Origin of the sequence: Leifsonia araucanica, from assembly GCF_051161895.1 — a bacterium.
Lineage (GTDB): Bacteria > Actinomycetota > Actinomycetes > Actinomycetales > Microbacteriaceae > Leifsonia.
On sequence record NZ_JBMBTW010000002.1, the window covers coordinates 3,874,092 to 3,897,351 of the forward strand.

Sequence of the window (23,260 nt, forward strand, 5' to 3'; positions counted from 1 at the left end):
TCATCCGCCGTTCTGCGATGGGCCGCCGTTCTGTGATTGGCCGCCGTTCTGTGACGGTCCGCCGTTCTGGCCGAACCCGTTGCCGAACTGGCGCGGCTGGAACTCCTGCCGGTTCCCGATGCCCGGGCGACCGCCGTCCGTCGCGTGCGCGGTGAAGAACCCCGCGAAGAACACGACGACCAGCACGGCGACCGCTCCCACGATCACCGCGGTGTTCTGAGCCCAGCGCGGCCAGCGGTGCAGCACGTATCCACCGGATGCGGGTGTCGCCGCGACCGACGGATACGGCGGCTGCTGGGGCTGAGCCGGGGCGGCAGGCTGCCACGGCTGCCCGGTGGGTGGTGCGTACTCGGGGCTGGTGGTCATCGTCGCGTCCTTCCGCCATCGTGCTCGGCTGTCTGTGCGAGTGTGCCGCCGGACGTTCGCCGTTCGCTATGAACCGATTACGGATGCGCTGGGAGCGGCCACGAATCCGCTGCGGCACACACCCTTTTCCCGGAAACCGCGCCGGTATACTGAGCGGGAAATGGACGACCCTCCTTCTGATAGCCCATTCGCCCCGGCGAGTTCCACAATCTCGCCGCCCACCCGCGGCCTGAGGCCCGAGCGGGGTGACCGCCGTGCTCTATGAGTGGATCATGCTCGGCGTCGGTCTGCTGCTGACCGTCGGCACCGGTCTCTTCGTCGCGAGCGAGTTCGCGCTGGTCAACCTCGACCGCGGCGACCTCGAAGCGCGGCGTGAGCGCGGGGAGTCCCGGCTCACCATGACCATCGCCGCGTTGAAGATCACGTCGACGCACCTGTCGAGCGCGCAGCTCGGCATCACCCTGACGACGCTGCTCACCGGTTACACGATGGAACCGGCCATCAGCTCGCTGCTGAACGGGCCTCTGACGTCCGTGGGCATCCCGGAGGGGGCGGTCGGCCCGATCGCGACCACCGTCGCGATCGTCGTGGCGACCCTGCTGTCGATGATCCTCGGCGAGCTCGTCCCCAAGAACTTCGCCCTCGCGCTCCCGCTCGCGACGGCCAAGCTCGTCATCCCGTTCCAGACGGTGTTCACCGCGATCTTCCGGCCGTTCATCGTCGTCCTCAACGGCACGGCCAACGGCATACTCCGGATGCTCGGCATCGAGCCGAAGGAGGAGCTGTCCGGCGCGCGCACGGCGGAGGAGCTGTCGTCGCTCGTCCGCAGGTCGGCCAGCGCCGGTGTGCTCGAAGAGGACACCGCCACGCTGCTGAGCCGCACGCTGGCGTTCTCGAACCACACGGCGTCCGACGTGATGACCCCGCGGCCGCGCATCGCGACCGTGCAGCGCAGTGAGCCTGCGCAGGCCGTGCTCGACCTCGCGCGGTCGACCGGGTACTCGCGGTTCCCGGTGGTCGACGACGACATCGACGACGTGGTCGGGTTCGTGCACGTGAAGCAGGCCGTCGCCGTCCCGCGGCCGCGGCGAGCCCGCGTGCCGGTGTCTGCGCTGCAGACGGACGCGCTGCGCGTGCCGGAGACGATGAACCTCGACACGCTGCTCGGCGAGCTGCGCGGACGGGGATACCAGATGGCGGTCGTCGTGGACGAGTACGGGGGAACCTCCGGCATCGCGACGCTCGAAGACCTGGTGGAGGAGATCGTCGGCGAGGTGGCGGACGAGCACGACCGCACCAGGGCGGGCGTCGTCCGCGGCCGCGACTCCCTGACCTTCCCCGGCATCCTTCGGCCGGACGAGCTGCTCGAACGGGCAGGCGTCACCGTGCCGGAGGACGGTCCATACGAGACCGTCGCCGGATTCGTGATGAACGAGCTCGGCCGGCTGCCGAAGGTGGGCGACGAGGTGCAGATCGACGGAGGCACCCTGCGGGTCGAGCGACTCGAAGGGCGGAGGGTGGACCGCATCCGGTACACCCCGGATCCTGTGCTTCCCGGCGAGGAGGTGAACGGCCATGAGTGATTGGGCCGGAATCGCCTGGCTGGTGGTGCTGCTGGTGGTCAACGCCTTCTTCGTCGCCGCCGAGTTCGCCGTCATCTCCGCACGGCGGTCGCAGATCGAGCCGCTGGCCGAACGGGGCAAGCGGAGCGCGAAGACGGCGCTGTACGCGATGGAGCACGCGACGCTCATGCTCGCGACAACGCAGCTCGGTATCACCGTGTGCTCGCTGCTCATCCTGAACGTCTCGGAGCCGGCGATCCACCACCTGCTCGAGGTGCCGCTGCACGCGACAGGATGGTCGGACGACGTCATCGGCACCGTCGCGTTCATCGTGACGCTCGTGCTCGTGTCGTTCCTGCACGTGGTGTTCGGCGAGATGGTGCCGAAGAACATCTCGTTCTCGATGCCGGACAAGGCCGCGCTGCTGCTCGCACCGCCGCTGGTCGCCGTCGGACGCGTGGTGCGGCCGATCATCGTGGCGCTGAACGCCACGGCTAACAGCGTGCTGCGTTTGTTCGGGGTGGAGCCGAAGGACGAGGCGGCGAGCACGTTCACACTCGAAGAGGTGGCGAGCATCGTCAACCGCTCGACCAGGGAGGGCGTGCTCACCGACAGGACGGGGGCGCTCACCGCTGCGTTCGAGTTCACGGAGAAGAAGGTCAACGAGGTCGCGCTCGGCCTCGACAAGCTGGTCTCGCTCCCGGCGCAGCCGACCCCGGCCGACGTGGAGAAGGCCGTGTCGAAGAACGGCTTCTCTCGCTACGTCGTGCTCGACGAGTCCGGAGAGCCGACGGGCTACCTGCACCTCAAGGATGTGCTGGACCTGGAGGAGACCGGGTTCGAGCTCCCCGTGCCGGCCAAGCGCATCCGGAGACTGGTGACGGTGTTCGCGGAGAGCGACCTCGAGGACGCCCTGGCGACCATGCGCCGCTCCGGCAGCCACCTGGCGCGCGTGGTCGACGCGGACGGCAGGACGGTCGGCGTGCTGTTCCTGGAGGACATCATCGAGGAGCTGGTCGGCGAGGTGCAGGATGCGACCCGCCGGTCCTGACGCCTAGAACCGCTGTTCCAGTTCCTTCCCGGTGAGTCGGGCGAGTAGCGTGACGCTCGGGAGCGGAAGAGAGGAACACTCATGTTGGAGTCGTCGGTGACGTACTCCGTCCTTCCAGCTTCGAACCTGCAGCGAGCCGTGGACTGGTACCGCGACAAGCTCGAGCTCGAACCGGAACGGACGGGCGAAGGAAGTGCCGTCTACGGCACGGGGACGGATGCCAAGATCCAGGTCTACGAGACCGAGAACGCCGGAACAGCGCAGAACACCGCGATGGGCTGGATGGTCGATGACATCGACGCGGCGGTCGAGCACCTGCGCGGGCGCGGCGTGGTCTTCGAGGACTACGATTTCCCCGGATTGAAGACGGAGAACGGGATCGCGACGAACGCGGAAGAGCGGGCGGCGTGGTTCACGGACAGCGAAGGGAACATCCTCTGCATCTCGCAGCGCTCCTGAGCTACCCGGGTACGACGGCAGACCGCGCGCGTGCATTCCGCTGAGGTGCACGCGTCGGCGGAGGACGCCGTCCGGCAGCCGCACCGGGTGGATGCGGCACTCCCGCCTGCCCGGGAGGTGCTGCGCGCGTTCGGCGCGTCGGGCGTGCCCGTGCTGCTCCCCGGCGGCCGCGGCCTGACCTGGCGTGCCGGTGACGTCGTGCTGCGCCCTGCGGAGCCGGACGAGGAGACGACGTGGAAGTCGGAGGCGCTGTCGCGCCTCCCGGAGTCGTCGGCGTTCACCGTGCCCACTCCGCTCCGCGACGACGCAGGCGAGTGGATCCGCGACGGCTGGGAGGCGCTGCGGTGGGTGCCCGGCGCGGCGGATCCGACGAGGGTGGGGGACGTCGTGCGCGCCGGCCTGGCGTTCCAGGAGGCGCTGGCGGGGCATCCGGAGCCGGGTTTCATCGCGCGGGCGGAGCATGCTTGGGCGCGCGCAGACCGGCTGGCGTGGGGCGAGCCGGACCGCGACGCGGCGCTGCTGGCCGCCGACCCGCTGCTGGCGGCGCTCGCCGCCGAGTACCGCGGCGTGGATGCGCCGAGCCAGGTCATCCACGCCGACCTGCTTGGCAACGTGCTGTTCGCGCCGGGGCGCCCTCCCGCGGTGATCGACTGGGCGCCGTACTGGCGGCCGGCGGGGTTCTCCGCCGCGGTAGCCGTGGCCGACGCCGTGTGCTGGCACGCGCATCCGGTGGAGCGGCTGGCGGAGGACTTCGGCATCGGCCGGTGGCGGCAGCTGCTGCTGCGCGCGCTGGTGTTCCGGATGGCGACGCTGCACCTGCTCGGCCGATGGGACGACGCAGACGCCCGGCGCCACGCACCCGTCGTGCACGCGGTCATCGCGCTCGACGGCTAGCCACTGCTAGGGTGTGCGAGGACCGGACGACGGAGAGAGGAGGTGGTACCCGTGAACGAATCGACGTGGGTGCTCCTTCCTGGGGTCACGGTCGGGCGGTAGGTCGCCCGGGAGCGCCATCAGCTGAGCACTCCCGAAAGGCACGACCATGAACCTCCCCTTCACAACACATCACCGCACAACACACCACCGTCTTGACGACGGCACCGCGGACGAGATCCTCGAACGCGAATTCACCATCGGCGACATCCCCGGCATCCTCTGGACGCCGCCGTCCGCCGACGCATCCACACCGGCACCGCTGATCCTGCTCGGGCATCCCGGCGGGCTCGGGATGATGTACCAGCGGCTGCTCGGACGGGCCAGGAGCGCCGCCGCGAGCGGCATCGCAACGGCCACCATCGAGCTGCCGGGCAGCGGGGACCGCCCGCGCACGGCGGAGGCCGAGCAGGCCAGGGCCGACCTGCACGCGGCACTGGCGGCGGGGGAGCCTGTCGACGGGATCGTCGACAGGCTGGTCCTCCCGCTGGTGGAGGCTGCCGTCCCCGAATGGCAGATGACACTGGATGCACTGCTGGCGCTCCCGGAGATCGGCGGCCCCGTCGCGATCTCCGGCGGCGTGATCGCCATCGCCATGCGGCTGGCTCTCGTCGAACCGCGCATCGCGGCTGCCGGGCTCTTCGCCGGCAGCTACGTGCCGCTCTCGATGTTCGACGAGGCCCGTCGCATCACGATTCCACTGCACGTGCTGCTGCAGTGGGACGACGAAGGCAACGACCGGCAACTCGCCCTCGACCTGTTCGACGCCTTCGGCTCCACCGAGAAGACGCTGCAGGCCAACCTGGGCGGCCACCGGGGCGTCCCGGCCTACGCCGGCGAGGACGCCGCCCGGTTCTTCGTCCGGCACCTGAAGTGAGCTGACACGGCGGCGGCGCATACCGGGTGGGATGCGCCGCCGCCGTGCTCAGTCGCGCGCCGGAGCTACCGGCGCCAGCGAGCGCGCAGGTACTGCGGCGGCCAGAAGTCCACCTCGTAGCCCAGCTCGTGCGCGGCGCGGAGCGGGAAGTGCGGGTCGCGAAGCAGTTCGCGTGCCAGCATGACGGCGTCCGCCCTGCCGCTCTCCACGATCTCGGCCGCCTGCTCCGGTGTGGTGATGAGGCCGACGGCACTCACCTCCACCTCTGCGGACGACCGCACGTGCTCGGCGAACGGCACCTGGTAGCCGGGCTCCAGCGGGATGCGGATGCCGCTCTGGATGCCGCCGCTGGAGATGTCGAAGAAGTCGGCTCCCGCATCCTGGGCCCAGCCGGCGACCGTCGCGGTCTGCTGCTCGTCCCAGCCGCCTGGGGTCCAGTCGCTGCCGGAGAACCGGACGAACAGGGGAACGCCGTCGCCGACTTCGGCGCGCACGGCCTCGACGATGCGCAGGAGCAACCGCGCGCGGTTCTCCAGGCTTCCGCCGTATTCGTCGGTGCGCTTGTTGGCGATGGGGGAGAGGAACTGGTGCAGCAGGTAGCCGTGGGCGGCGTGCACTTCGAGCACTTCGAATCCGGCGTCGACGGCGCGGCGGGCCGCTGAGCGGAAGTCGTCGACGATCTTGTCGATGCCGGAGGGGAGGAGCTCGGCCGGGGTGTCCATGTCGCCGAACGCGACGGGGGACGGGGCGACCGTGCGCCAGCCGCCCTCGGAAGGCGGGACGCTGCCGGTGCGGTCTTCGTAGCCCCACGCGGGCCAGCTCGACGCCTTGCGGCCGGCGTGAGCGAGCTGCATGCCCGGCACGGCGCCCTGCGAGGCGATGAACGCGGCGATCGGCTTCCACGCGTCGCGCTGCTCGTCGGTCCAGATGCCGGTGTCGCGCGGCGAGATGCGTCCCTCGGCGTTCACCGCGGTGGCCTCGGTGAAGACGAGCCCGCTTCCTCCGGTGGCGAAGGAGCCGAGGTGCACGAGGTGCCAGGTCTGCGGGATGCCCGACTCGTCGAGCACAGAGTACTGACACATCGGCGAGGTCCAGATGCGGTTGCGGACCGTGACGTCGCGCAGGGTCAATGGGTCGAAAAGTGTTGCCATGCTGGTTCTAAGCCGCCAGCGCTTCGAGATATGCCCGCAGGTCGGAACCCGTCGTGAACACATGACCGGCGATGCCGAGGTCTTCCGCACCGCGCACGTTGACCTCTTTGTTGTCGATGAAGACCATCTCGGCCGGGGTGATGCCCAGTTCACGCATGACGTGCTCGAAGATCTCCGCACTCGGCTTGATGGTGCCGAGCTCACCGCTGACGAACACCTGCTCGAACAGGTCGCCGAGGGTGCCGTGCCGGAAGTACGAGCCGAAGTCCCTGCCCGCGTTCGACAGCAGCGCCATCCGCGTGCCGCCCTCGTGCAGATCGACCAGCACATCCAGGGTGTCGTGGTCGATGCTCAGCCAGCTGCGGAAATCGGCCAGCCACAGCCGGTGGATCTTCGCATCCCCCCACTGCTCGCCCAGCTCCCTCTCGATGCCGCGCCAGTATTGCTGGATGCTCAGCGTGCCCTGGTCGAGCGCGTCGCGATGCCGCCAGTACGCCGGCCAGAACACCTCGGAGTCCCCGCCGGCCAGACCGGCCAGCTGCTCCCTGTCCGCCTCGGACGGCGATGTCGAGATGACCTCGCCGTAGTCGAACACGATGACCTTGCCCGGGATGCTGATACCCATAGAACCGACCTCTTTCCTTCCTCTTGAACCTATCGTGGAGTGAGCGAACGGTCGGCGGCGAACGGAGGAACGGTGGACAACTGGCAGAACTGGGGAGCTGTGGAGAGCGAGCCCTGGATCGCGGTGCCCGGCGAGGCCAGCGACAAGTACACGCGCGGGGTGCTCGGCGTCGTCATCGGTTCCGACCTGTACCCCGGAGCAGCCGTCCTCGGCGTCGAGGCCGCAGCGCGCACCGGGCTCGGGATGATCCGCTACCTCGGCGCGAAGGGCGCTGCCGCCGAGGTGCTGCGCAGGCGGCCGGAGGCTGTCACGGCTCCCGGCAGGGTGCAGGCCTGGCTGATCGGGTCGGGGATGGATGCGTCCCAGCGCCCGGCCGACGACGCCCGCCGCCTCGAGGCGGCGCTCGCCGACGGTACTCCCGTCGTGATCGACGCCGGCGCGCTCGACCTCGTCCACCGCGCCACCGGCCCCGTCGTCATCACCCCGCACTACCGCGAACTCGCCGGGGTGCTCGCCGGCGCGGCCGACGACGACTCGGATGCCGTCACCGCGGACGACATCGCAGCCGACCCGGCCGGCTGGGCCGTGCGGGCCAGTGAGAGCCTTGGTGTCACCGTCTTGCTGAAAGGCCACACCACTTACGTCGCCGGACCGGACGGCGCGCGCTACGCGGTCACCGCCGGACCGGCGTGGCTCGCGACGGCCGGCAGCGGCGACGTGCTGGGCGGGGTGCTCGGCGCCCTCGTGGCGACGCACGCCGACGAGATCGCGCAGGCGCCCGCATCCACGGTGGCCGCCCTGGCGGCGACCGCCGCGTACCTGCACGGCAGGGCGGGCGCGTCTGCATCGCGGGGCGGCCCGATCGTCGCGCTCGACATCGCCGAGGCGCTCCCGGATGCGGTCAGGGAGCTGTTGGACGACGGAGGCGTCAGCCCTTCGTCACGGTGAGAAGGAACTCGACGGAACCGGTCTTCTCCACCGTCACGAAGCCGAGGCTCGGCGCATCCACCCCGTAGTCGGAGAACGTGACGGGGATGCTGCCTGTCAGCGTGCCGCCGTTGCCGTTCAGGGCCACCTGGAGGTCGGCCGTCACCGTCTTGGTCACGCCGTGCATGGTGAGGTCGCCCGTCGCCTTCAGCGTCTGGACGGCACCGGCTTTCGGTGCGCCGTCTGCGGTCACCGGCTGGGTGAGCGTGAAGGTGGCCGTCGGATACCTGTCGGTCTGCAGCGCCGTCGAGCGGAAGTAGCTGTCGCGGGCCGGCTCGTCGGTGGCGATGCTCGCCACATCCACGGTCACGGTCGCCGCGGTCAGCGTGAGGCCGTCGACCGTGAGGTCGCCCGTGACCTTCTCCGTGCGCCCGGTGACGGTCACGTCGACGCCGTTGAGCACCTCCTTCACGCGGTACCCGGCGAACGACCCGTCGCCCACCGTCCACGCGCCGCTCAGGTCGGAGGTGTCGATGGTGGTCTTCGCATCCGGGTCCGGCGTGAGCGAGATGGTCGGGACGGCGGCGGGAGGCGCGGAGATCAGGTCGCGGTAGACGTACGGGCCGGCGATGGCCGCTGCCACCCCGAGCACGAGCACTCCGGCTGCGACGCCGATCCAGACTTTCGACGAGGTCCGTAAAGGTGACATGTCATCGAGCGTATGGAACGGGCATGTCGACTTCCTGAGAGTGTTCGATGGAGTGCCTGGATCGTCCGCCGCGCATCCCGTCGAAGCGGCGGGAGGAGGGAGCGGGCCGCTACGATGACCGCATGGGGATCGAGGCGACACGGGTTCCTGCTGCGGCGTCCCCGAGCACGCTGCGGCGCGTCGCCGCCAGCCCGCTCAGCCTGTGGATCGCCTTCCTCTCCGTGCACCTGCTGCTCGGCGGGCTCGCACTGCACGGCAACGGGATGGGCCTCGGCGACGTCTACCTCGTCTACAAGCCGTGGGCGCAGCTGGCGGCGCAGGGCACCTCCATCGTGGGTGTGAGCTCGGACTGGGTCTATCCGTTCGCCGCCCTCGTGCCGATCATGCTGCCGCTGCTGGCTGGGGCGGACAACTACGTCGGCGGCTGGCTCACCCTGGTGCTGCTGGTGGATGCGGCTGCGTTCGCCGTGCTGATCGGCGGCAGGGAGCGCAGGCGCCTGGCCGCAGGCTGGTGGTGGCTCGCCTTCCTCCTGCTGCTCGGACCGATCGCCGTCGGACGGCTCGACGCCGTCTCCGTCGCGCTTGCCATCGTCGGGCTGCTCTGGCTGACGCTGCACGAGCGCGCCGCCGTCGTCACGCTCACCATCGCCACCTGGATCAAGGTCTGGCCCGCCGCGCTCATCGTCGCCGCCGTGATCGCACTGCGCAGCAGGTGGCGTATCGTCGTCACCGCGGCGGTGACCAGCCTGGTGATCGTGATCGTCCCGCTCATCTTCGGGGCCGGGATGCACGTGCTCAGCTTCATCACGGCGCAGACCGGCCGCGGGCTGCAGATCGAGGCGCCGGTCAGCACCATCTGGATGTGGCAGGCCGCCTTCCATGTGCCGGATGCTGTCGTGTACTACGACAGGGACATCCTCACCTTCCAGGTCACCGGCGCAGGCAGCGTCACGGCGGCATCGCTGATGAACCCGCTGCTCGCCGTCTGCTCGGTGGTCGTGGCGCTGATCGGTATCCGGGCGGTGCGGAGGGGCACGCCGGTCACGCGCATCCTGCCCGAGCTGACGCTGGCACTGGTGAGTGCCTTCATCGCGTTCAACAAGGTCGGCTCGCCGCAGTACGTCGCCTGGCTGGCGGTGCCGGTGGTGCTCGGGCTGGTGTACCAGGGGCGCGGGTTCCGCATCCCGGCCATCCTGGTGACCGTCACGGCGGCGCTCACGCAGCTCATCTACCCGTACCTCTACGACTGGCTGCTCAGCGTGCATCCCGCGATGGTCGCGGTGCTCACCGTGCGCAACCTGATGTATTTCGTGGTGCTCGGCTGGGCGATCACGGCGCTCTGGCGCGGGCCGCGCGGCACGGAGGCCGATGCGGACTCGCTGCCGCAGCACGCGTGGCCGTTCCGCGCTCCGAAGCAGGAGCCATCGGCCGACCCGGTGGCTAGGCTGTAGGCGCGGCCGGAGTGCAGCGGCTGCGCGAGGAGGAATCATGCTGGTCGCGTTCTCTGTCGCACCGAGTGGGGGAGAGGGGCCCGACGCCTCCGTGCACGATGCGGTCGCCGCAGCGGTGCGGATCGTGCGCGAGTCCGGGCTGCCGAACCACACCGACGCGATGTTCACCACCGTCGAGGGCGAGTGGGACGAGGTCTTCGACGTCGTGAAACGGGCGACGGAGGCCGTCGCCGCGTTCGGCACGCGGGTGTCGCTCGTGCTGAAGGCGGACATCCGACCGGGCTACACCGGGGAGCTCTCCGGCAAGGTCGAGCGGCTCGAAGCGGCGCTCGACCGCGAGGCGTGACGCCGTGACCGTGTCGGACTGGGTGCTTCCCATCGTCGTGGCGTTCTACCTGTATTGGCCGGTCGTCGCCGTCGTGGCGATCCTGGTGCTCGGCCCGCTGCTCGGGTTCGTGATCGTCGCCGTGGTCGGAGCGATCCGCGCGGGCGTCGCCGGCCGGGAGGAGGACGACCAGGAGGCGACCGACGAACTGTTCAGCGAGCTGGAGGGGTTGGGCGCGCATCCGGAGGAGAGTGTCACCGGTGTCACCGCTCGAAACGATTCGATATAGGATTTTCGGGTGACCCCGACGCTTTCCGGGCCGAGCGCGTGAGCGCCGCCCCGACCACCCAGACCTCCACACCCCGACTCACTCCTGCGCGCACCAGGCTCGCGCTGCTCGCGCTCGCCCTCGGCGGCTTCGGCATCGGCTCGACCGAGTTCGTCGCGATGGGGCTGCTGCCGAACATCGCCCACGACCTGCTTCCCGCCGTCTACGCGGCCTCCCCGTCCGACGCGAACGCGCAGGCGGGCTGGGCGATCTCGGCATACGCGCTCGGCGTCGTGGTCGGCGCCCCGACCATCGCGGCGTTCGCCGCCCGGCTGCCGCGCAAGCAGCTGCTGCTCTGGCTGCTCGTCGCGTTCACCCTCGGCACGGTCGCGTCCGCGCTCGCGCCGACCTTCCAGCTGGTGCTGGTGGCCCGGTTCATCAGCGCGCTGCCGCACGGTGCGTACTTCGGGATCGCCTCCCTCGTGGCCGCGTCGCTGATGGGGCCGGGCAAGCGCGGGCAGGGCGTCGCGTTCGTGCTGTCCGGGCTGACGATCGCGAACGTGATCGGCGTCCCTCTGATCACCTGGCTGGGGCAGACGCACGGCTGGCGTGCCGCATACCTCGTGGTCGCGGGGATCTTCGCTCTCACGTTCGTCGCTGTGGCCACGCTCGTGCCCTGGCAGGCGGGTAACCCGAAGGCGACGATGGCGAACGAGCTGAAGGCGTTCAGCCGTCTGCAGGTCTGGCTGGCGCTCCTCATCGGCGCCATCGGGTTCGGCGGCTTCTTCGCGGTGTACACGTATGTCGCGCCGATGGTGACGACCATCACCGGGCTGAAAGAGTCGGCGGTGCCGCTCGTGCTCATCCTGATCGGCCTCGGGATGACGGTCGGCAACCTGATCGGCGGACGCGTCGCCGACCGCGCCCTCAAACCCGGGATGCTCGCGTTCTTCGTCATCCTGCTGCTCGGCCTCGGCGCGCTCTACTTCACCGCCTCCACGGTGGTGGGGCTGCTCGTCTCGCTGTTCGTGATCTCGGCCGCCTGCTGCGCGATGTCCCCGACCATCCAGACCAGGCTGATGGATGTGGCGCACGAGAGCCAGTCGATCGCGGCAGCCCTCAACCACTCCGCCCTCAACATCGCGAACGCGGCGGGAGCGTACCTCGGCGGCCTGACGATCGCGGCGGGCTTCGGCTATCTGTCGCCGGTGGTGGTCGGCGCGATCCTCTGCGTCGCCGGGATCGCGCTCGCGGTCGTGTCGTTCTCGATCGACCGCTCGCGCGAGCGTCGCGGCGTCGACACCGGCGTGGTGCACGCGCAGCGTCCGGACCCGCTGCCGGTGGACTGAGCCGCGCAGCTCCGTTCGAGCGGAACGATCGACCGTTCCCGCCCGGATCTCCGTTCGAACGGTGATCCGAGCGGCGTGTCTACCGAACGCTCCGCAGTTGTGACCGGCGCGCGCAAGGCCGGAGAACATGCGCGAAACGCCGCGCGCGGCTCCGTTCGAACGGAGAAGCAGCGTCGCGCGGGCCGGATCTCCGTTCGAACGGAGACCCGGCCCGCGCGGACGTCAGTCGTTCTGCAGCAGGATGCCGTCTTGGATGGCGCGCTTGCGGAGGGCCACCTTCGTGCCGACGTCGTAGCCGGCTACGCGGTACTTCTCGCGGATGCGCTTGAGGTAGCTCTTGGCGGTCTCGTCGGAGATGCCGAGCTGGAAGGCGACGGCCTTCACCGGCTCTCCCGCGCCGTACAAGGCCATGACGCGGCGCTCCTGCGCGCTCAGCTTGGGCGCGCCGCCGACCTCGCCCGAGTTCAGCGCGAGGTCGAGCTCGGCCGAGATGAACGACTCGCCCTTGCGGGCGGCGCGGATCGCCTCGACGATCATCTCCGCGTCCTCGCTTTTCACCAGGTAGCCGAGCGCGCCGGCCGCGATGGCCTCGCGCACCACGGCGGGCTCGGAGTACGTGCTCATCAGGACGGTGCGGACGCCGGTGGTCTTCAGGGTCGACAGCTTCAGCGAGACGGGGATGTTGTCTTTGAGGTCGAGGTCGAGCAGGACGACATCGACGGGGAACTCGGGGTGCGTGAGGAGTTCGGGCCAGCTGGCTACGGCTGCGACCATCCGGATGTCGTCCGCGGCGTTGCGGATCCACTCGGTCAGTGCCCCGAGCAGCATCTTGTGATCGTCGACGATCGCGATTCTGATGGGAGGTGCCTCGGTCACGGGCTGCCTTTCTTGACGGTAGAGGGAGCCGACGGTGCTGCTGTCAGGCGAGATCGGCCGAGCTGTCGCTCACACTGGTGATCTCGATGCGCAGCGTCGAACCCGCGAAGGTCTCGACGTACCGGCCCACCTTACGGATAGCTTGCCATGCGGCGGGGTCCACCCCGTTTCGCGGCACACCGGTGGTCGAAATCACGATCGATATTCTGGCACCCGGATTGGGGTCGCCGTGCTCTGGCGCGCTGGGACGGCTGATGTCGAGCGTCAGACTGCGCGGCTGGGACGCTCCCTGCCGCACCGGATCGCTGATCAGCAGCCACACCGCGGTCAGCAGCCCGTCGCGCTGATCGCGGGTGAGCGCAGCGGCGAGGCCCTCACTGTCGGTCAGCGCCACCGCCGGTCCGAGCAGCGCTGACTCCGTCACGGCGTGGTACAGCCAGGTCTCCTTGCGGCCCTGGATGAGGTGCAGGCGCAGCTCGGTGGCGATGCTCGACGCCGCAGACGCCGTCTCCTCGTTCAGCGGCAGGGTGGTGCGTCCGCTCGCGACGCCGTCGAGCAGGCGCTCCGCGGCGAGGTCGAGCCTGGCCAGCTCCTCGGAGGCGAGCATCCCGACCGCGTACCCGGGGGAGGACACCGTGCTCTGCACCTGCACGAGGTCGAGCTCCAACTGGATGAGCGTGCGCAGCGACCGCACGATCTGCACGCCGAGCAGCGGGGGAGCGACGCTCAGCGCGATGGTGACGAACGCCGGCCCGAGCGCGGAGAGGTCGTGCTGGCCGCGGAGGGCGAACTCGCCGGCGAGCACGACGCCCAGGCCGATGGATGCGATGACGATGTCCGACGGAGGACGCGCGGCCACGCAGAGCAGCAGTGCGGACCCGACGGCGACGGCGGCGGTCGGCTGCGCACCCGTGTCGCCGGGGGCCCAGGTCCCCACCACGTCGAGGGCGACGACCGCCGCCCAGATCGCGATGGCCGTGTAGAACATCCCGTTGGGCAGTTCGTCCGGCAGCCGCGGCCGGACGATCACGGCGGCGACGAGGGTGACGAGCAGCCCCGCCCACGCCGCCAGGGAGAGCGGCAGGGCGGTGTAGCTGCCGAGGTTCATCAGCATCACGGCGAGCTGGAACGCGATGAGGGCGAAGGCGGCCACGTTGAAGCCGATGTCGAGCCTGGCGCGCCCGAGCGCATCCCGTTCGCTGTCGCTGCCGACGCGCCTGGACAGGCCCTCCTCCGTCGTGCGGGTCATTTCGGCACCTCGAGGACGACCGTCGTGCCGCTGCCCGGCGAGGAGAACAGGCGGGCGTTGCCGCCCACCTCCCTCAGCCGGGCGACGATCGACTCCGTGAAGCCGAGCCTGCCCTGTTCGATCGTGCTCACGTCGAAGCCTTTGCCGGAGTCGGTGACCATCGCGCGCACCGTCGTCTCGTCGTCGGTGATCGTGACGTGCGCCTCGTTGACGCCGGAGTGCCTGCGCACGTTCTCCAGGCACTCGCCGAGCGCCAGCAGGAACGCATCCAGGATGTCGCTCGGCAGCAGCACCTGACCCGTGCCGTGCCAGTTCACTTCGAGGCCCATCCTGCGGAAGCGCTGCTTGACGGACTCGAGCGTGTTGCCGAGCGTCGACTCCTCGACCGGCTTGAGCTTGTAGTCGCCGGAGCGGGTGGGGTCCGGGGTGAAGCCGAGCCGCAGCTGGCGGAGCAGTGCGGCATCCTCGCCCGCCTGTTCGCGGAGCGCCCCGGCGCTGACGCCGACGCCGGAGTGCGCGAGCAGCGTCAGGGTCGCCAGCACCGTGTCGTGCAGCAGCCGCGCGCCCTGGCGACGACGCGCCTCCGTCTCGCTCGCCTGGCGCTCGACCCGGTATGCGCGGCTCATCGTCGAGATGCGCGTCAGCGTGCGGGGAACGGTGCGCGACAGCCACACGCCCGTGGCGGTGAGGGCGACCCATCCTGCGACCGTGAAGATCAGCGGCTCGCCCCGCTGCGAGTCGGTGAGCACGAGCGTTGCGGACTCGGCCGCGAGGGTGACGACGGAGGCGCCGACGAGCAGCCCGACCCTCCCGCGCGAGGTCACGGTCGGGATGGCGACGCTCGCGACGGCCGCTCCCGCGATCATCCCGACAGCGCTGAGCGCCGCGGGGCCGAGGGGCACATCCGGCAGCAGGTTGAGCAGGACGATCGCCGCGCCAGCGACGACGATGACCACCACCCAGACCTCGGTGTGCGCCAGCGACGCCAGCTGGAACTGCGCGTACGCGAGGCAGGCGAGCAGCACGACGGCCGCCAGATACAGCGGAAGCGGGAGGGTGCCCGGGATGCTCAGACAGAGCAGGGAGGTCGCAGTCGCAGTGAGGCCGATGTTCCTCGCCGTCATCGCGAGGAGACGATCACGCTCCTTCTGGATGCGCGACATGCTCCTCCGTTCCGCTCAGGCGGCGAACAGCCTGCGCAGCTGATCGCTCACGGCATCGTCCTCGATGAGGAATCCGTCATGCCCGAAGTCCGACTCTATTACGACCGGCTCCGTTCCGTCGATGGTGGCGGGGAGGTGCGCGGCGATCTGCTGCTGCCCTTCGACGGGGAACAGCCGGTCGCTGTCGATGCCGACCACCAGGGTGCGCGCGGTGACGCGTGCCAGCGCGGCGGCGAGCCCGCCCCTGTCGCGGCCGATGTCGTGCGAGTTCATCGCCTGCACCAGGGTGATGTAGCTGTTCGCGTCGAACCGCCTGGTGAACTTGTTCCCGTGGAAGTCGAGGTACGACTCCACGGCAAAGCGCCCGTTGTCGCCGAGCGGGCTGATCTCGCTCTGCCATGCGCGCTCGAACCGCCCGTTCAGCTCGGACGAGCTGCGGTAGCTGATCAGCGCCATGCGGCGGGCGAGCGCGAGACCCTGGTGCGGTCCGTTGCCGTCTCCGGCGTCGTAGTAGAGGCCGCCGCGGAACAGCGGGTCGGTGCGCACCGCCTCGATCTGCACGGAGTTGAGTGCGATCTGGTCGGCCGTGGAGAACGGCGGAGCGGCGATCACGGCGAGCCGCTCGACGCGCTCCGGGTAGCTGACCGCCCACTCGAGCGCCTGCATCCCGCCCATCGAACCGCCGACCACGGCCGCCCAGCGGTCGATGCCGATCGCGTCGGCGAACGCGGCCTGCGCGTTCACCTGGTCTCGGATGCTCGTGAACGGGAACCGCGGACCCCACTCCGTGCCGTCCGGGGCGATGGAGGCGGGCCCCGTCGTCCCCTGGCAGCCGCCGAGCATGTTCGGCACGACCACGAAGAACCGGTCGGTGTCGATCGCCTTGCCGGGCCCGATGATGCCCTGCCACCACCCGGCGGTCGGGTGTCCAGGGCCGGCGCTGCCGACCGCGTGGCTGTCGCCGGTGAGGGCGTGCAGCACGAGCACGGCGTTGTCGCGTTCAGCGGACAGCGTGCCCCAGGTCTCGTACGCGACGCGCACATACGGGATGCGCTGCCCGCTCTCGAAGGCGAACTCGCCGATGCCGACGAACGAGCGGGAGCCCTCGGGGTCCGACTCCTTCCAGGCGCCACTCGCCGGAGGCTTGCCGAGGAGCGACCTCGCTTGGGCGTCCGTGATGAAACTCGACGGGGCCGTATCGGCGGATGTCTGCCACTCCATGTCTCCATACTGGCTCAGTGCGGGAGGGAGGGCGTGCGTGTTACGCGGGCTCGTCCGGCTGGTGCTCCGGCTCGTGCTCGTCGTGCTGCTCGTGGTCCTTCGGCGGGCGCAGGCGCTGCGACTGCTCGTTGATGTACGACACGATCGTCGCGCTCGCCGTGCCGACGATGGCGATGCCGCCGATCATCAGCACGACGGCCAGGATGCGCCCGGCGATGGTCACCGGCACGAAGTCGCCGTAGCCGACCGTCGCCATCGTGACGCACGCCCACCACACCGCGTCGCCGAAGCTCACGATCGTGGCGTGCGGCGCATACCGCTCCGCCTGATAGACCGCCAGCGCGATGACGTAGACGAACATCACCACCGTCGTCGCGGCCACGATCAGCACCCGCCTGCGCACGTGCGACGGCGACCGGCCGCGCAGCAACGGGATGCGGTGCAGTTCGCGCAGCAGCCGGAACGGCCGGGCGACGGGGAACAGCACGGAGGCCAGGTCGATGGGGTTCTTCCTGACGAACAGCCACTTCTGCCGGCTCAGCACCAGCCGCACGACGTAGTCGACGAGGAACGCAACCCACACGACGAACAGCACGCCGTTGAGCAGCGCGCCCAGCCACACCGGGCGGGACGGCTGCAGGATCGACCACGAGTACGCGACCAGGAACAGCACGCTGGCGACGAGCAGCGGCCACGCCGTCCGGTCCTCCCAGACGGTCCTCCTGCTCTCGTCGCCCGCCATCTCAGTCGCCGTCGACCCGCAGCTCGCCCTTGTGGAACCGGTACGGCGCGGCCTGTGCGACCGGTTTGATCACGATCAGGTCGAGGTCGACGTGCCGTGGCCGCTCCAGCGCATCCACGATGGTCGCCGCCACGTCGTCGGCCGACAGCGGCTCCGGCACGTCCTCGTAGACCGCATCCCGTTTCTGCTTGTCTCCGCCGAACCGGACCAGAGAGAACTCCTCGGTCGCCACCATGCCCGGCGCGACCTCGATCACCCGGATGGGCTCGCCGTTCAGTTCCAGCCGCAGCACCTCGGTGAGCGCGTGCTCGGCGAACTTCGCCGCGTTGTACCCTCCGCCTCCCACGTACGCCGTGTGCCCGGCGATCGAGGTGAGGTTCAGGATGTCGGCGTGGCCGGTCTGCCGCGCGCCCTCCCTCAGCAGGGGGAGCAGCGCGGTGATGACGCGCTTGGTCGCGATGACGTTGATCTCGTACATCCACACCCAGTCGTCCACGTCCGACTTCTCGACGGAGTCGAGGCCGCGCGCGCCTCCCGCGTTGTTGACGAGCGCGTGGACGGGGCCGGTCGCCTCGAGGTGGGAGCGCAGCGCATCCACGTCCTCCTGCCTGGTGAGGTCGGCGGCGAAGACGTCGGCGCCGGTCTCCTCGGCCAGCGCGGAGAGCCGGTCGGCCCTGCGGGCCACCCCGACCACATCCCACCCGTGCGACCGGAACAGCCGGACGGCCGCCTCCCCGATCCCGGAACTGGCACCCGTCACAACGACCCGTCTCACGCTCATGCGCCTATTCTTCACGGATTACGGCATGTTGCGCGCGCATTGCCCGCACCTGCCCGCGCGTCTAGCCTGCTGTTGAGGCGGTGGCAGACCGCTCGACACGCATCCCACCCGAAGGAGTGAGCCATGACCGACGCCGCCGACTGGCAATTCGAGACCAAGCAGATCCACACCGGTGCAGCACCCGACCCGGTGACGAACGCTCGCGCCACGCCGATCTACCAGACCACCTCGTACGTGTTCAACAACGCGGAGCACGCCAAGAACCTGTTCGCGCTCGCCGAGTTCGGCAACATCTACACGCGCATCCAGAACCCGACGCAGGCCGTCGTCGAGGAGCGCGTCGCCGCGCTCGAAGGGGGCACAGGCGCCCTCCTCGTCGCCTCCGGCCAGGCCGCGGAGACCTTCGCCGTGCTGAACATCGCGCAGGCCGGCGACCACATCGTGTCGTCCAGCTCGATCTACGGCGGGACGTACAACCTCTTCAAGTACACCCTCGCCAAGCTCGGCATCGAGACCACGTTCGTGGAGAACCAGGACGACGCGGACGAGTGGCGCCGCGCCGTCCGCCCGAACACCAAGCTGTTCTTCGCGGAGACCATCGGCAACCCGAAGATCAACATCCTCGACATCGCGCTGGTCGCGGACGTCGCCCACGAGTCCGGCGTCCCGCTGATCGTGGACAACACCATCGCGACCCCGTACCTGATCCGCCCGTTCGAGCACGGCGCGGACATCGTCGTGCACTCCGCCACCAAGTTCCTCGGCGGACACGGGACGGTCATCGGCGGCGTGATCGTCGACGGAGGAAAGTTCGCCTGGACCGAGAACGCGGAGAAGTTCCCCGGCCTCACCCAGCCGGACCCGTCGTACCACGGCGCGGTGTACACGGCAGCGGTCGGCGACGGCCTCGCATACATCATCAAGGCCCGCGTCCAGCTGCTCCGCGACCTCGGTGCGGCCATCGCCCCGGCCAGCGCGTGGCAGCTCATCCAGGGCATCGAGACCCTGTCGCTGCGCGTCGAGCGCCACGTGCAGAACGCCCAGGAGATCGCCGAATTCCTCGAGAACCACCCGGATGTGGCGAGCGTCAACTACTCGGGTCTGCCCACCAGCCCCTGGTATGCGGCGGCCAACAAGTACGCCCCCAAGGGCGTCGGCGCCGTGCTCTCGTTCGAGCTCAAGGGCGGGGTGGATGCGGGCCGCGCGCTCGTCGACAACCTCAGCCTGTTCAGCCACCTCGCCAACATCGGCGACGTGCGCAGCCTGGTCATCCACCCGGCGTCGACCACGCACTCGCAGCTGACTCCCGAGCAGCAGCTCACCGCCGGCGTCACGCCCGGCCTGGTGCGCCTCTCGGTCGGCCTCGAGAACATCGACGACCTGAAGACCGACCTGCAGGCCGGCCTGACGGCCGCCCGCTCCGTCGTGGAGGCAGCGCGAGCCTAGCCGCACCGCATCGACGAGATGCCAGTAACTGTGCCGAATCCCGGGCGATTCGCGACAGTTGCTGGCATCTCGCGTTTGCGGCGCGGTCAGCTGTGGGCGGCGGCGACGCAGGCGCGGAGCAGCGCGACGGCCTGCAGGGCATCGGCGACCACGAAACGCTGACGGTCGCCGGAGCGGTCGAGCACGGCCCTGCGGAGCAGATCGGCGTGCTCCGGCCAGCGTTCGGCCGCGAACTCGGCGGCGGCCGACTTCGAGATGATCTCGCCGGTCTGCACGGTGGCGAGCAGGCGAGCGGGACCGAGCGCCACCCAGCGCACCGTCTCCGAGCGCACGGGGGAGTCCGGCGCCCGGCCGTCCAGTTCGGCGACGAGACTCTCGCCGAGCGGCTCCCAGTACTCGACGAGGTTGGCGCGCGAGAACGCCACGGAGCCGGCCACCGCATCCGGATGTCTGTCGGCGACGGGCGACCAGATCACGTCGCCGCCGTCCGGGACGCCCTGCACGCCGTGTTCGAGCTCGCGCCAGGTCACCCAGCTCAGCTGGGCGCCGCGCTGCGCGGACACCAGCACGCCCTCGATCACCTGCGGCGCCGTCTGGAGGGCGTCCGGACCTCGCGCGATCTCGCTCTCGGTGAGGTAGATGCCGTCGATGTGGGGGCGGGATGCGGCGTGCAGCCCGGCGAGCAGCTCTAGCTCGGCGGCCGGGTCGCGCGTGACGACGAAGACGACGTCGATGTCGCTCACCCCGTCGTGCCAGTCGTCGGCCACCGCCGATCCGGTGACGACGGCGCGGCTCACCAGCCCGGGCGCCAGCCGCGCCTGTTCGAGCAGGAAGCCGGTGAGGGCGTCCGAGACGGCGTCGGGCAGGCGGGCGGCCATGTCAGATCACCGGCGACTCCGCCGCGACGGCGTCCGGCTCGGGCTCCGCGCCCGCATCCGCGTCGGCGAAGGCGAGCTTCGGGACGAAGAAGAGCAGCACGGCGGCGACGATGGCGCCGAGTCCGCAGATGGTCCACACGAGCATGTAGCCGAACAGGCTCGCCGCCGTCGCCGTGACGGTCGCGGCCCCGGTCAGGAGGACGACGCCGAAGACGGCGGAGGCGAACGAGCCGCCGATGGTCTTGGTCGTGTTGGTGAGGGCCGTGGCGATCCCGGTCTGGCCGCGCGGCGCAGCCGCGGCGGCCGCCGCCGGGAGCGCGCCGACCAGCGCCCCGGAGCCGATGCCCGCGATCGCCATGTTGGTGAACACCTGCCACGTCTCCGCGTGGAACGGCAGGAACAGCAGATAGCCGATTCCCACCAGGAACGCGGCGACGATCAGGGTCACCCGGGGACTCAGCCACGACGACACCACGGGGAACAGCACGGCGCCGACGATCATCGAGATCAGGTATGCGCCGATCAGGATGCTGCGCTGACCGGCCGACAGGCCGAGCCCGTAGCCGTTCACCGGATCGGTGCCCGCGAAGGTGCTGAGCGGCGCCTGGGCGCCCAGCAGGCTGATGCCGATGAGACCGGCCGTGAGCTGCACGGGCCACATGTTCGGGCGGCGAAGCACCCGCAGATCGATCGCCGGGTCGTCCTGCTTCAGCTCCCAGCGGCCGAACGGGATGAACGTGAGCACGCCGACCGCGATCAGCACCCACACCCACCAGGTGCCGACGCCGTTGATGCGCAGGAAGGTGAGGCCCGAGGTGATCAGCAGGAGGCCGAGCGTCAGGATGGTGAAGCCCACCGCATCCAGTCGTCTGCCCGGCACAGGCTCGGACTCCGGAACGCCGAACAGGATGGCGAAGAAGACGAGCGTGACGGCGACGGCGGGCACGATGAGCGTGAGGGTCACGTTCTTGCCCAGCGCCTCGAACAGCAGTCCGGCGCCGACGGCGCCGACGATCGCGCCGCCCTCCAGCGCGACCACCAGGAGCCCGGCCGCCTTGCGCGTCTGCGACGCCGCGGTGCCGGTGCGGCGGCCACGGTCGAAGATCAGCGCGACCTCGAGCGGCAGCCACACCACGTAGAAGCCCTGCAGGGCGAACGCGATGAGGAACGTCGTGAAGTTGCTGGAGAACGCCAGCGCCCACGTCGCCAGGGCGGTGAGCACGGTGGCGACCAGCAGGATGCGCTTGTGCCCGAACATGTCGCCGAGCTTGGCGAGCACGGGGACCACCAGGGCGGACAGCAGCAGCTGAGCGGCCTCGAACCAGTTGTAGTCGGCGTCGTGGATGCCCAGATGCTGCACGATGTCGGAGATCAGCGGGACGTAGTATCCCTGCAGAATCCCGCTCGTGACCTCGACGAAGGCGAGCCACCCGATCAGTCCGGCGGTCACGCCGAGCGCGACCCTGGACCCTGTCCTCCCTGACACCATTTCTGGATGCTAACAGCAGCGCGACCGCGACCGGTATCCGTGTCTCGCGGGGAGGTGTGCTGGCCGGTACGGTAGGAGGATGGCAGGCGAACTCGACGACTCAGGATCAGCCGTTCTCCAGGAGACCGAGCGAGAGGTCCTGGGCTGGCTCGAGTTCGGTGAGGCCGCCAGGCACCTGGCAGGCGAGGTCGTCGAATCCGGCTTCGAACCGGATCTGGTCGTCGCCATCGCACGCGGCGGTCTGCTGCTGGCCGGAGCGATGTCGTACGCGCTCGGCATCAAATCGTGCGGCGCCCTCAACGTCGAGTTCTACACGGGCGTCGACGAGCGCCTGCCCGAGCCGGTGGTGCTGCCGCCGATGCTCGACCAGAGCGCCCTCCAGTCCAAGCGCGTCCTCCTCGTCGACGACGTGTCCGACTCGGGCAGGACGCTGGCGATGGTCGTCGACCTGATCGCCGCATCCGGTGCGGACGTGCGCACGGTCTGCCTGTACTCGAAGCCGCGCACGGTGCTCGACCCTGACTTCGTCTGGCGCCGCACCGACCGCTGGATCACGTTCCCCTGGTCCGCGCTCCCTCCGGTCACCGCCGGAGCCTGAGCAGGGCATCCTGGATCGTGGTCCCGAAGTCTCTCGACGACCTGGCCGCCGACGGGTCGATGGACCCCGGCTGGGCGTCCGCGCTCGCTCCCGTCGCCGACCGCATCGCGGGGATGGGCGACTTCCTCCGCGCGGAGGTCGCGGCCGGCCGTCCGTATCTCCCGGCGGGGGAGAACGTGCTGCGCGCCTTCCGCGCTCCGCTGGCCGACGTGCGCGTGCTCATCGTCGGCCAGGACCCGTACCCGACGCCCGGGCATCCGATCGGCCTGTCTTTCGCGGTCGAGCGGCACGTGCGCCCCGTGCCGCGCAGCCTGCAGAACATCTACCGCGAACTGCGCGACGACCTCGGCGTCACCCCTCCGCCGCACGGCGACCTGAGCGCGTGGTCGCGGCACGGCGTCATGCTCCTGAACCGCGTGCTCACCGTGCGCCCCGGCGAGCCGGCCTCGCACCGGGGCAAGGGCTGGGAGCCGGTGACCGAGCACGCGATCCGCTGCCTGGTCGAGCGGGGCACGCCGTTCGTCTCCATCCTGTGGGGCAGGGACGCTGCGACGCTGAAGCCGATGCTCGGCGGCAACCCGTCGATCGAGTCACCGCATCCCAGCCCGCTGTCCGCCTCGCGCGGGTTCTTCGGGTCCCGGCCGTTCTCCCGCGCCAACGAGGCGTTGCGGCTGCGCGGCGTCGAGCCGGTCGACTGGTCGCTCGAACCGTGAGTCGTGGGCCTGCCCGACTCGTAACCTCCCCGAAACCGCCGCGCGCGTAGG

25 protein-coding genes are annotated in these 23,260 nt (G+C 70.1%); 13 read left to right on the top strand and 12 right to left on the bottom strand.

Features of this window, described 5'->3' with window-relative positions; translation table 11 throughout:
* On the bottom strand, nt 1–366 hold the full coding sequence (locus ACN6M5_RS18550; RefSeq protein WP_434952139.1) for a hypothetical protein: 366 nt from the start codon (nt 364–366) through the stop codon (nt 1–3).
* Nucleotides 367–638: 272 nt separating this feature from the next.
* Between ACN6M5_RS18550 and ACN6M5_RS18555 the strand changes: the two genes are divergently transcribed.
* From ACN6M5_RS18555 to ACN6M5_RS18575, 5 genes are all read left to right on the top strand, one after another.
* Nucleotides 639–1,949, top strand: a complete 1,311-nt coding sequence (locus ACN6M5_RS18555) for a hemolysin family protein (RefSeq protein ID WP_168690782.1) — start codon at nt 639–641, stop codon at nt 1,947–1,949.
* The gene (locus ACN6M5_RS18560) at nt 1,942–2,979 is read left to right on the top strand and encodes a hemolysin family protein (protein WP_434952141.1); all 1,038 of its coding nucleotides are present in this window, start codon (nt 1,942–1,944) and stop codon (nt 2,977–2,979) included. Before ACN6M5_RS18555 ends, ACN6M5_RS18560 begins: the two co-directional genes overlap by 8 nt.
* An 81-nt stretch (nt 2,980–3,060) precedes the next feature.
* Entirely contained in the window at nt 3,061–3,438 is a 378-nt protein-coding gene (locus tag ACN6M5_RS18565) for a VOC family protein (protein WP_085369969.1), read from the top strand.
* Nucleotides 3,439–3,468: 30 nt separating this feature from the next.
* Nucleotides 3,469–4,332 carry a hypothetical protein gene (locus tag ACN6M5_RS18570; RefSeq protein ID WP_434952143.1) on the top strand — a complete coding sequence of 288 codons (864 nt, stop codon included), beginning with the start codon at nt 3,469–3,471 and terminating at the stop codon, nt 4,330–4,332.
* 148 nt (nt 4,333–4,480) lie between these two features.
* Nucleotides 4,481–5,248: a dienelactone hydrolase family protein gene (locus ACN6M5_RS18575; protein WP_434952145.1), complete on the top strand. Its 768-nt coding sequence runs from the start codon at nt 4,481–4,483 to the stop codon at nt 5,246–5,248.
* A gap of 65 nt (nt 5,249–5,313) precedes the next feature.
* Here the strand turns inward: ACN6M5_RS18575 and ACN6M5_RS18580 are convergent, their stop codons facing one another.
* Nucleotides 5,314–6,399, bottom strand: coding sequence for an NADH:flavin oxidoreductase/NADH oxidase (locus tag ACN6M5_RS18580; RefSeq protein WP_434952147.1), 1,086 nt, complete (start codon nt 6,397–6,399; stop codon nt 5,314–5,316).
* A 7-nt stretch (nt 6,400–6,406) separates the two neighbouring features.
* Nucleotides 6,407–7,024, bottom strand: a complete 618-nt coding sequence (locus ACN6M5_RS18585) for an HAD family hydrolase (protein ID WP_085369973.1) — start codon at nt 7,022–7,024, stop codon at nt 6,407–6,409.
* Between the two features lie 72 nt (nt 7,025–7,096).
* Between ACN6M5_RS18585 and ACN6M5_RS18590 the strand changes: the two genes are divergently transcribed.
* A complete protein-coding gene (locus ACN6M5_RS18590; protein ID WP_434952443.1) occupies nt 7,097–7,972 on the top strand; it encodes an ADP-dependent NAD(P)H-hydrate dehydratase in 876 nt (291 codons plus the stop codon).
* On the opposite strand, the gene ACN6M5_RS18595 is transcribed toward ACN6M5_RS18590, so the two are convergent.
* Nucleotides 7,953–8,660, bottom strand: a complete 708-nt coding sequence (locus ACN6M5_RS18595) for a YceI family protein (RefSeq protein ID WP_434952149.1) — start codon at nt 8,658–8,660, stop codon at nt 7,953–7,955. The genes ACN6M5_RS18590 and ACN6M5_RS18595 overlap by 20 nt on opposite strands.
* A gap of 122 nt (nt 8,661–8,782) precedes the next feature.
* Between ACN6M5_RS18595 and ACN6M5_RS18600 the strand changes: the two genes are divergently transcribed.
* From ACN6M5_RS18600 to ACN6M5_RS18615, 4 genes are read left to right on the top strand one after another with little or no spacing between them, the layout of a single operon-like run.
* The gene (locus ACN6M5_RS18600; protein WP_434952151.1) at nt 8,783–10,111 is read left to right on the top strand and encodes a glycosyltransferase family protein; all 1,329 of its coding nucleotides are present in this window, start codon (nt 8,783–8,785) and stop codon (nt 10,109–10,111) included.
* Nucleotides 10,112–10,148: 37 nt separating this feature from the next.
* A complete protein-coding gene (locus ACN6M5_RS18605) occupies nt 10,149–10,457 on the top strand; it encodes a thiamine-binding protein (RefSeq protein WP_085369975.1) in 309 nt (102 codons plus the stop codon).
* A gap of 4 nt (nt 10,458–10,461) precedes the next feature.
* Nucleotides 10,462–10,725: a hypothetical protein gene (locus ACN6M5_RS18610; RefSeq protein WP_434952153.1), complete on the top strand. Its 264-nt coding sequence runs from the start codon at nt 10,462–10,464 to the stop codon at nt 10,723–10,725.
* Between the two features lie 38 nt (nt 10,726–10,763).
* The gene (locus tag ACN6M5_RS18615; RefSeq protein ID WP_085369977.1) at nt 10,764–12,053 is read left to right on the top strand and encodes an MFS transporter; all 1,290 of its coding nucleotides are present in this window, start codon (nt 10,764–10,766) and stop codon (nt 12,051–12,053) included.
* A gap of 222 nt (nt 12,054–12,275) precedes the next feature.
* Here the strand turns inward: ACN6M5_RS18615 and ACN6M5_RS18620 are convergent, their stop codons facing one another.
* The 6 genes from ACN6M5_RS18620 to ACN6M5_RS18645 are packed head-to-tail and all read right to left on the bottom strand — an operon-like array spanning nt 12,276 to nt 18,085.
* Complete coding sequence (locus ACN6M5_RS18620) at nt 12,276–12,929, bottom strand: response regulator (RefSeq protein ID WP_085369978.1); 654 nt, start codon at nt 12,927–12,929, stop codon at nt 12,276–12,278.
* Nucleotides 12,930–12,972: 43 nt separating this feature from the next.
* Nucleotides 12,973–14,178 carry a hypothetical protein gene (locus tag ACN6M5_RS18625; protein WP_434952156.1) on the bottom strand — a complete coding sequence of 402 codons (1,206 nt, stop codon included), beginning with the start codon at nt 14,176–14,178 and terminating at the stop codon, nt 12,973–12,975.
* On the bottom strand, nt 14,175–15,341 hold the full coding sequence (locus ACN6M5_RS18630) for a sensor histidine kinase (RefSeq protein WP_085369980.1): 1,167 nt from the start codon (nt 15,339–15,341) through the stop codon (nt 14,175–14,177). Before ACN6M5_RS18630 ends, ACN6M5_RS18625 begins: the two co-directional genes overlap by 4 nt.
* Before the next feature lie 15 nt (nt 15,342–15,356).
* Nucleotides 15,357–16,562, bottom strand: coding sequence for a homoserine O-acetyltransferase MetX (metX, locus tag ACN6M5_RS18635; RefSeq protein WP_434952158.1), 1,206 nt, complete (start codon nt 16,560–16,562; stop codon nt 15,357–15,359).
* A 40-nt stretch (nt 16,563–16,602) separates the two neighbouring features.
* Nucleotides 16,603–17,304 carry a potassium channel family protein gene (locus ACN6M5_RS18640; RefSeq protein WP_434952160.1) on the bottom strand — a complete coding sequence of 234 codons (702 nt, stop codon included), beginning with the start codon at nt 17,302–17,304 and terminating at the stop codon, nt 16,603–16,605.
* 1 nt (nt 17,305) lies between these two features.
* Nucleotides 17,306–18,085 (bottom strand): SDR family oxidoreductase, encoded by a 780-nt coding sequence (locus ACN6M5_RS18645; protein ID WP_434952162.1) that lies wholly within the window; start codon nt 18,083–18,085, stop codon nt 17,306–17,308.
* Nucleotides 18,086–18,208: 123 nt separating this feature from the next.
* On the opposite strand from ACN6M5_RS18645, the gene ACN6M5_RS18650 reads away from it, so the two are divergent.
* The gene (locus ACN6M5_RS18650) at nt 18,209–19,531 is read left to right on the top strand and encodes a bifunctional o-acetylhomoserine/o-acetylserine sulfhydrylase (protein WP_168688921.1); all 1,323 of its coding nucleotides are present in this window, start codon (nt 18,209–18,211) and stop codon (nt 19,529–19,531) included.
* Nucleotides 19,532–19,617: 86 nt separating this feature from the next.
* On the opposite strand, the gene ACN6M5_RS18655 is transcribed toward ACN6M5_RS18650, so the two are convergent.
* Both ACN6M5_RS18655 and ACN6M5_RS18660 read right to left on the bottom strand, forming a co-directional pair.
* Complete coding sequence (locus ACN6M5_RS18655; protein WP_434952165.1) at nt 19,618–20,409, bottom strand: aminoglycoside adenylyltransferase domain-containing protein; 792 nt, start codon at nt 20,407–20,409, stop codon at nt 19,618–19,620.
* A gap of 1 nt (nt 20,410) precedes the next feature.
* Entirely contained in the window at nt 20,411–21,898 is a 1,488-nt protein-coding gene (locus ACN6M5_RS18660) for an MFS transporter (RefSeq protein WP_085369985.1), read from the bottom strand.
* A gap of 79 nt (nt 21,899–21,977) precedes the next feature.
* On the opposite strand from ACN6M5_RS18660, the gene ACN6M5_RS18665 reads away from it, so the two are divergent.
* Complete coding sequence (locus tag ACN6M5_RS18665; protein WP_085369986.1) at nt 21,978–22,496, top strand: phosphoribosyltransferase; 519 nt, start codon at nt 21,978–21,980, stop codon at nt 22,494–22,496.
* Nucleotides 22,497–22,555: 59 nt separating this feature from the next.
* On the top strand, nt 22,556–23,209 hold the full coding sequence (locus ACN6M5_RS18670) for a uracil-DNA glycosylase (RefSeq protein WP_434952445.1): 654 nt from the start codon (nt 22,556–22,558) through the stop codon (nt 23,207–23,209).
* Nucleotides 23,210–23,260 lie beyond the last annotated feature (51 nt).

Excerpts from the sequence above, each read along its gene's own strand:
- ACN6M5_RS18565 (WP_085369969.1), top strand. The coding sequence starts at position 3,061 with ATGTTGGAGTCGTCGGTGACGTACTCCGTCCTTCCAGCTTCGAACCTG.
- ACN6M5_RS18625 (WP_434952156.1), bottom strand. The coding sequence starts at position 14,178 with ATGACCCGCACGACGGAGGAGGGCCTGTCCAGGCGCGTCGGCAGCGAC.
- ACN6M5_RS18550 (WP_434952139.1), bottom strand. The coding sequence starts at position 366 with ATGACCACCAGCCCCGAGTACGCACCACCCACCGGGCAGCCGTGGCAG.
- ACN6M5_RS18600 (WP_434952151.1), top strand. The coding sequence starts at position 8,783 with ATGGGGATCGAGGCGACACGGGTTCCTGCTGCGGCGTCCCCGAGCACG.
- ACN6M5_RS18665 (WP_085369986.1), top strand. The coding sequence starts at position 21,978 with ATGGCAGGCGAACTCGACGACTCAGGATCAGCCGTTCTCCAGGAGACC.
- ACN6M5_RS18650 (WP_168688921.1), top strand. The coding sequence starts at position 18,209 with ATGACCGACGCCGCCGACTGGCAATTCGAGACCAAGCAGATCCACACC.
- ACN6M5_RS18555 (WP_168690782.1), top strand. The coding sequence starts at position 639 with ATGCTCGGCGTCGGTCTGCTGCTGACCGTCGGCACCGGTCTCTTCGTC.
- metX (WP_434952158.1), bottom strand. The coding sequence starts at position 16,562 with ATGGAGTGGCAGACATCCGCCGATACGGCCCCGTCGAGTTTCATCACG.
- ACN6M5_RS18605 (WP_085369975.1), top strand. The coding sequence starts at position 10,149 with ATGCTGGTCGCGTTCTCTGTCGCACCGAGTGGGGGAGAGGGGCCCGAC.
- ACN6M5_RS18595 (WP_434952149.1), bottom strand. The coding sequence starts at position 8,660 with ATGTCACCTTTACGGACCTCGTCGAAAGTCTGGATCGGCGTCGCAGCC.
- ACN6M5_RS18580 (WP_434952147.1), bottom strand. The coding sequence starts at position 6,399 with ATGGCAACACTTTTCGACCCATTGACCCTGCGCGACGTCACGGTCCGC.
- ACN6M5_RS18670 (WP_434952445.1), top strand. The coding sequence starts at position 22,556 with ATGGACCCCGGCTGGGCGTCCGCGCTCGCTCCCGTCGCCGACCGCATC.
- ACN6M5_RS18585 (WP_085369973.1), bottom strand. The coding sequence starts at position 7,024 with ATGGGTATCAGCATCCCGGGCAAGGTCATCGTGTTCGACTACGGCGAG.
- ACN6M5_RS18655 (WP_434952165.1), bottom strand. The coding sequence starts at position 20,409 with ATGGCCGCCCGCCTGCCCGACGCCGTCTCGGACGCCCTCACCGGCTTC.
- ACN6M5_RS18630 (WP_085369980.1), bottom strand. The coding sequence starts at position 15,341 with ATGTCGCGCATCCAGAAGGAGCGTGATCGTCTCCTCGCGATGACGGCG.
- ACN6M5_RS18640 (WP_434952160.1), bottom strand. The coding sequence starts at position 17,304 with ATGGCGGGCGACGAGAGCAGGAGGACCGTCTGGGAGGACCGGACGGCG.
- ACN6M5_RS18575 (WP_434952145.1), top strand. The coding sequence starts at position 4,481 with ATGAACCTCCCCTTCACAACACATCACCGCACAACACACCACCGTCTT.
- ACN6M5_RS18660 (WP_085369985.1), bottom strand. The coding sequence starts at position 21,898 with ATGGTGTCAGGGAGGACAGGGTCCAGGGTCGCGCTCGGCGTGACCGCC.
- ACN6M5_RS18560 (WP_434952141.1), top strand. The coding sequence starts at position 1,942 with ATGAGTGATTGGGCCGGAATCGCCTGGCTGGTGGTGCTGCTGGTGGTC.
- ACN6M5_RS18645 (WP_434952162.1), bottom strand. The coding sequence starts at position 18,085 with ATGAGCGTGAGACGGGTCGTTGTGACGGGTGCCAGTTCCGGGATCGGG.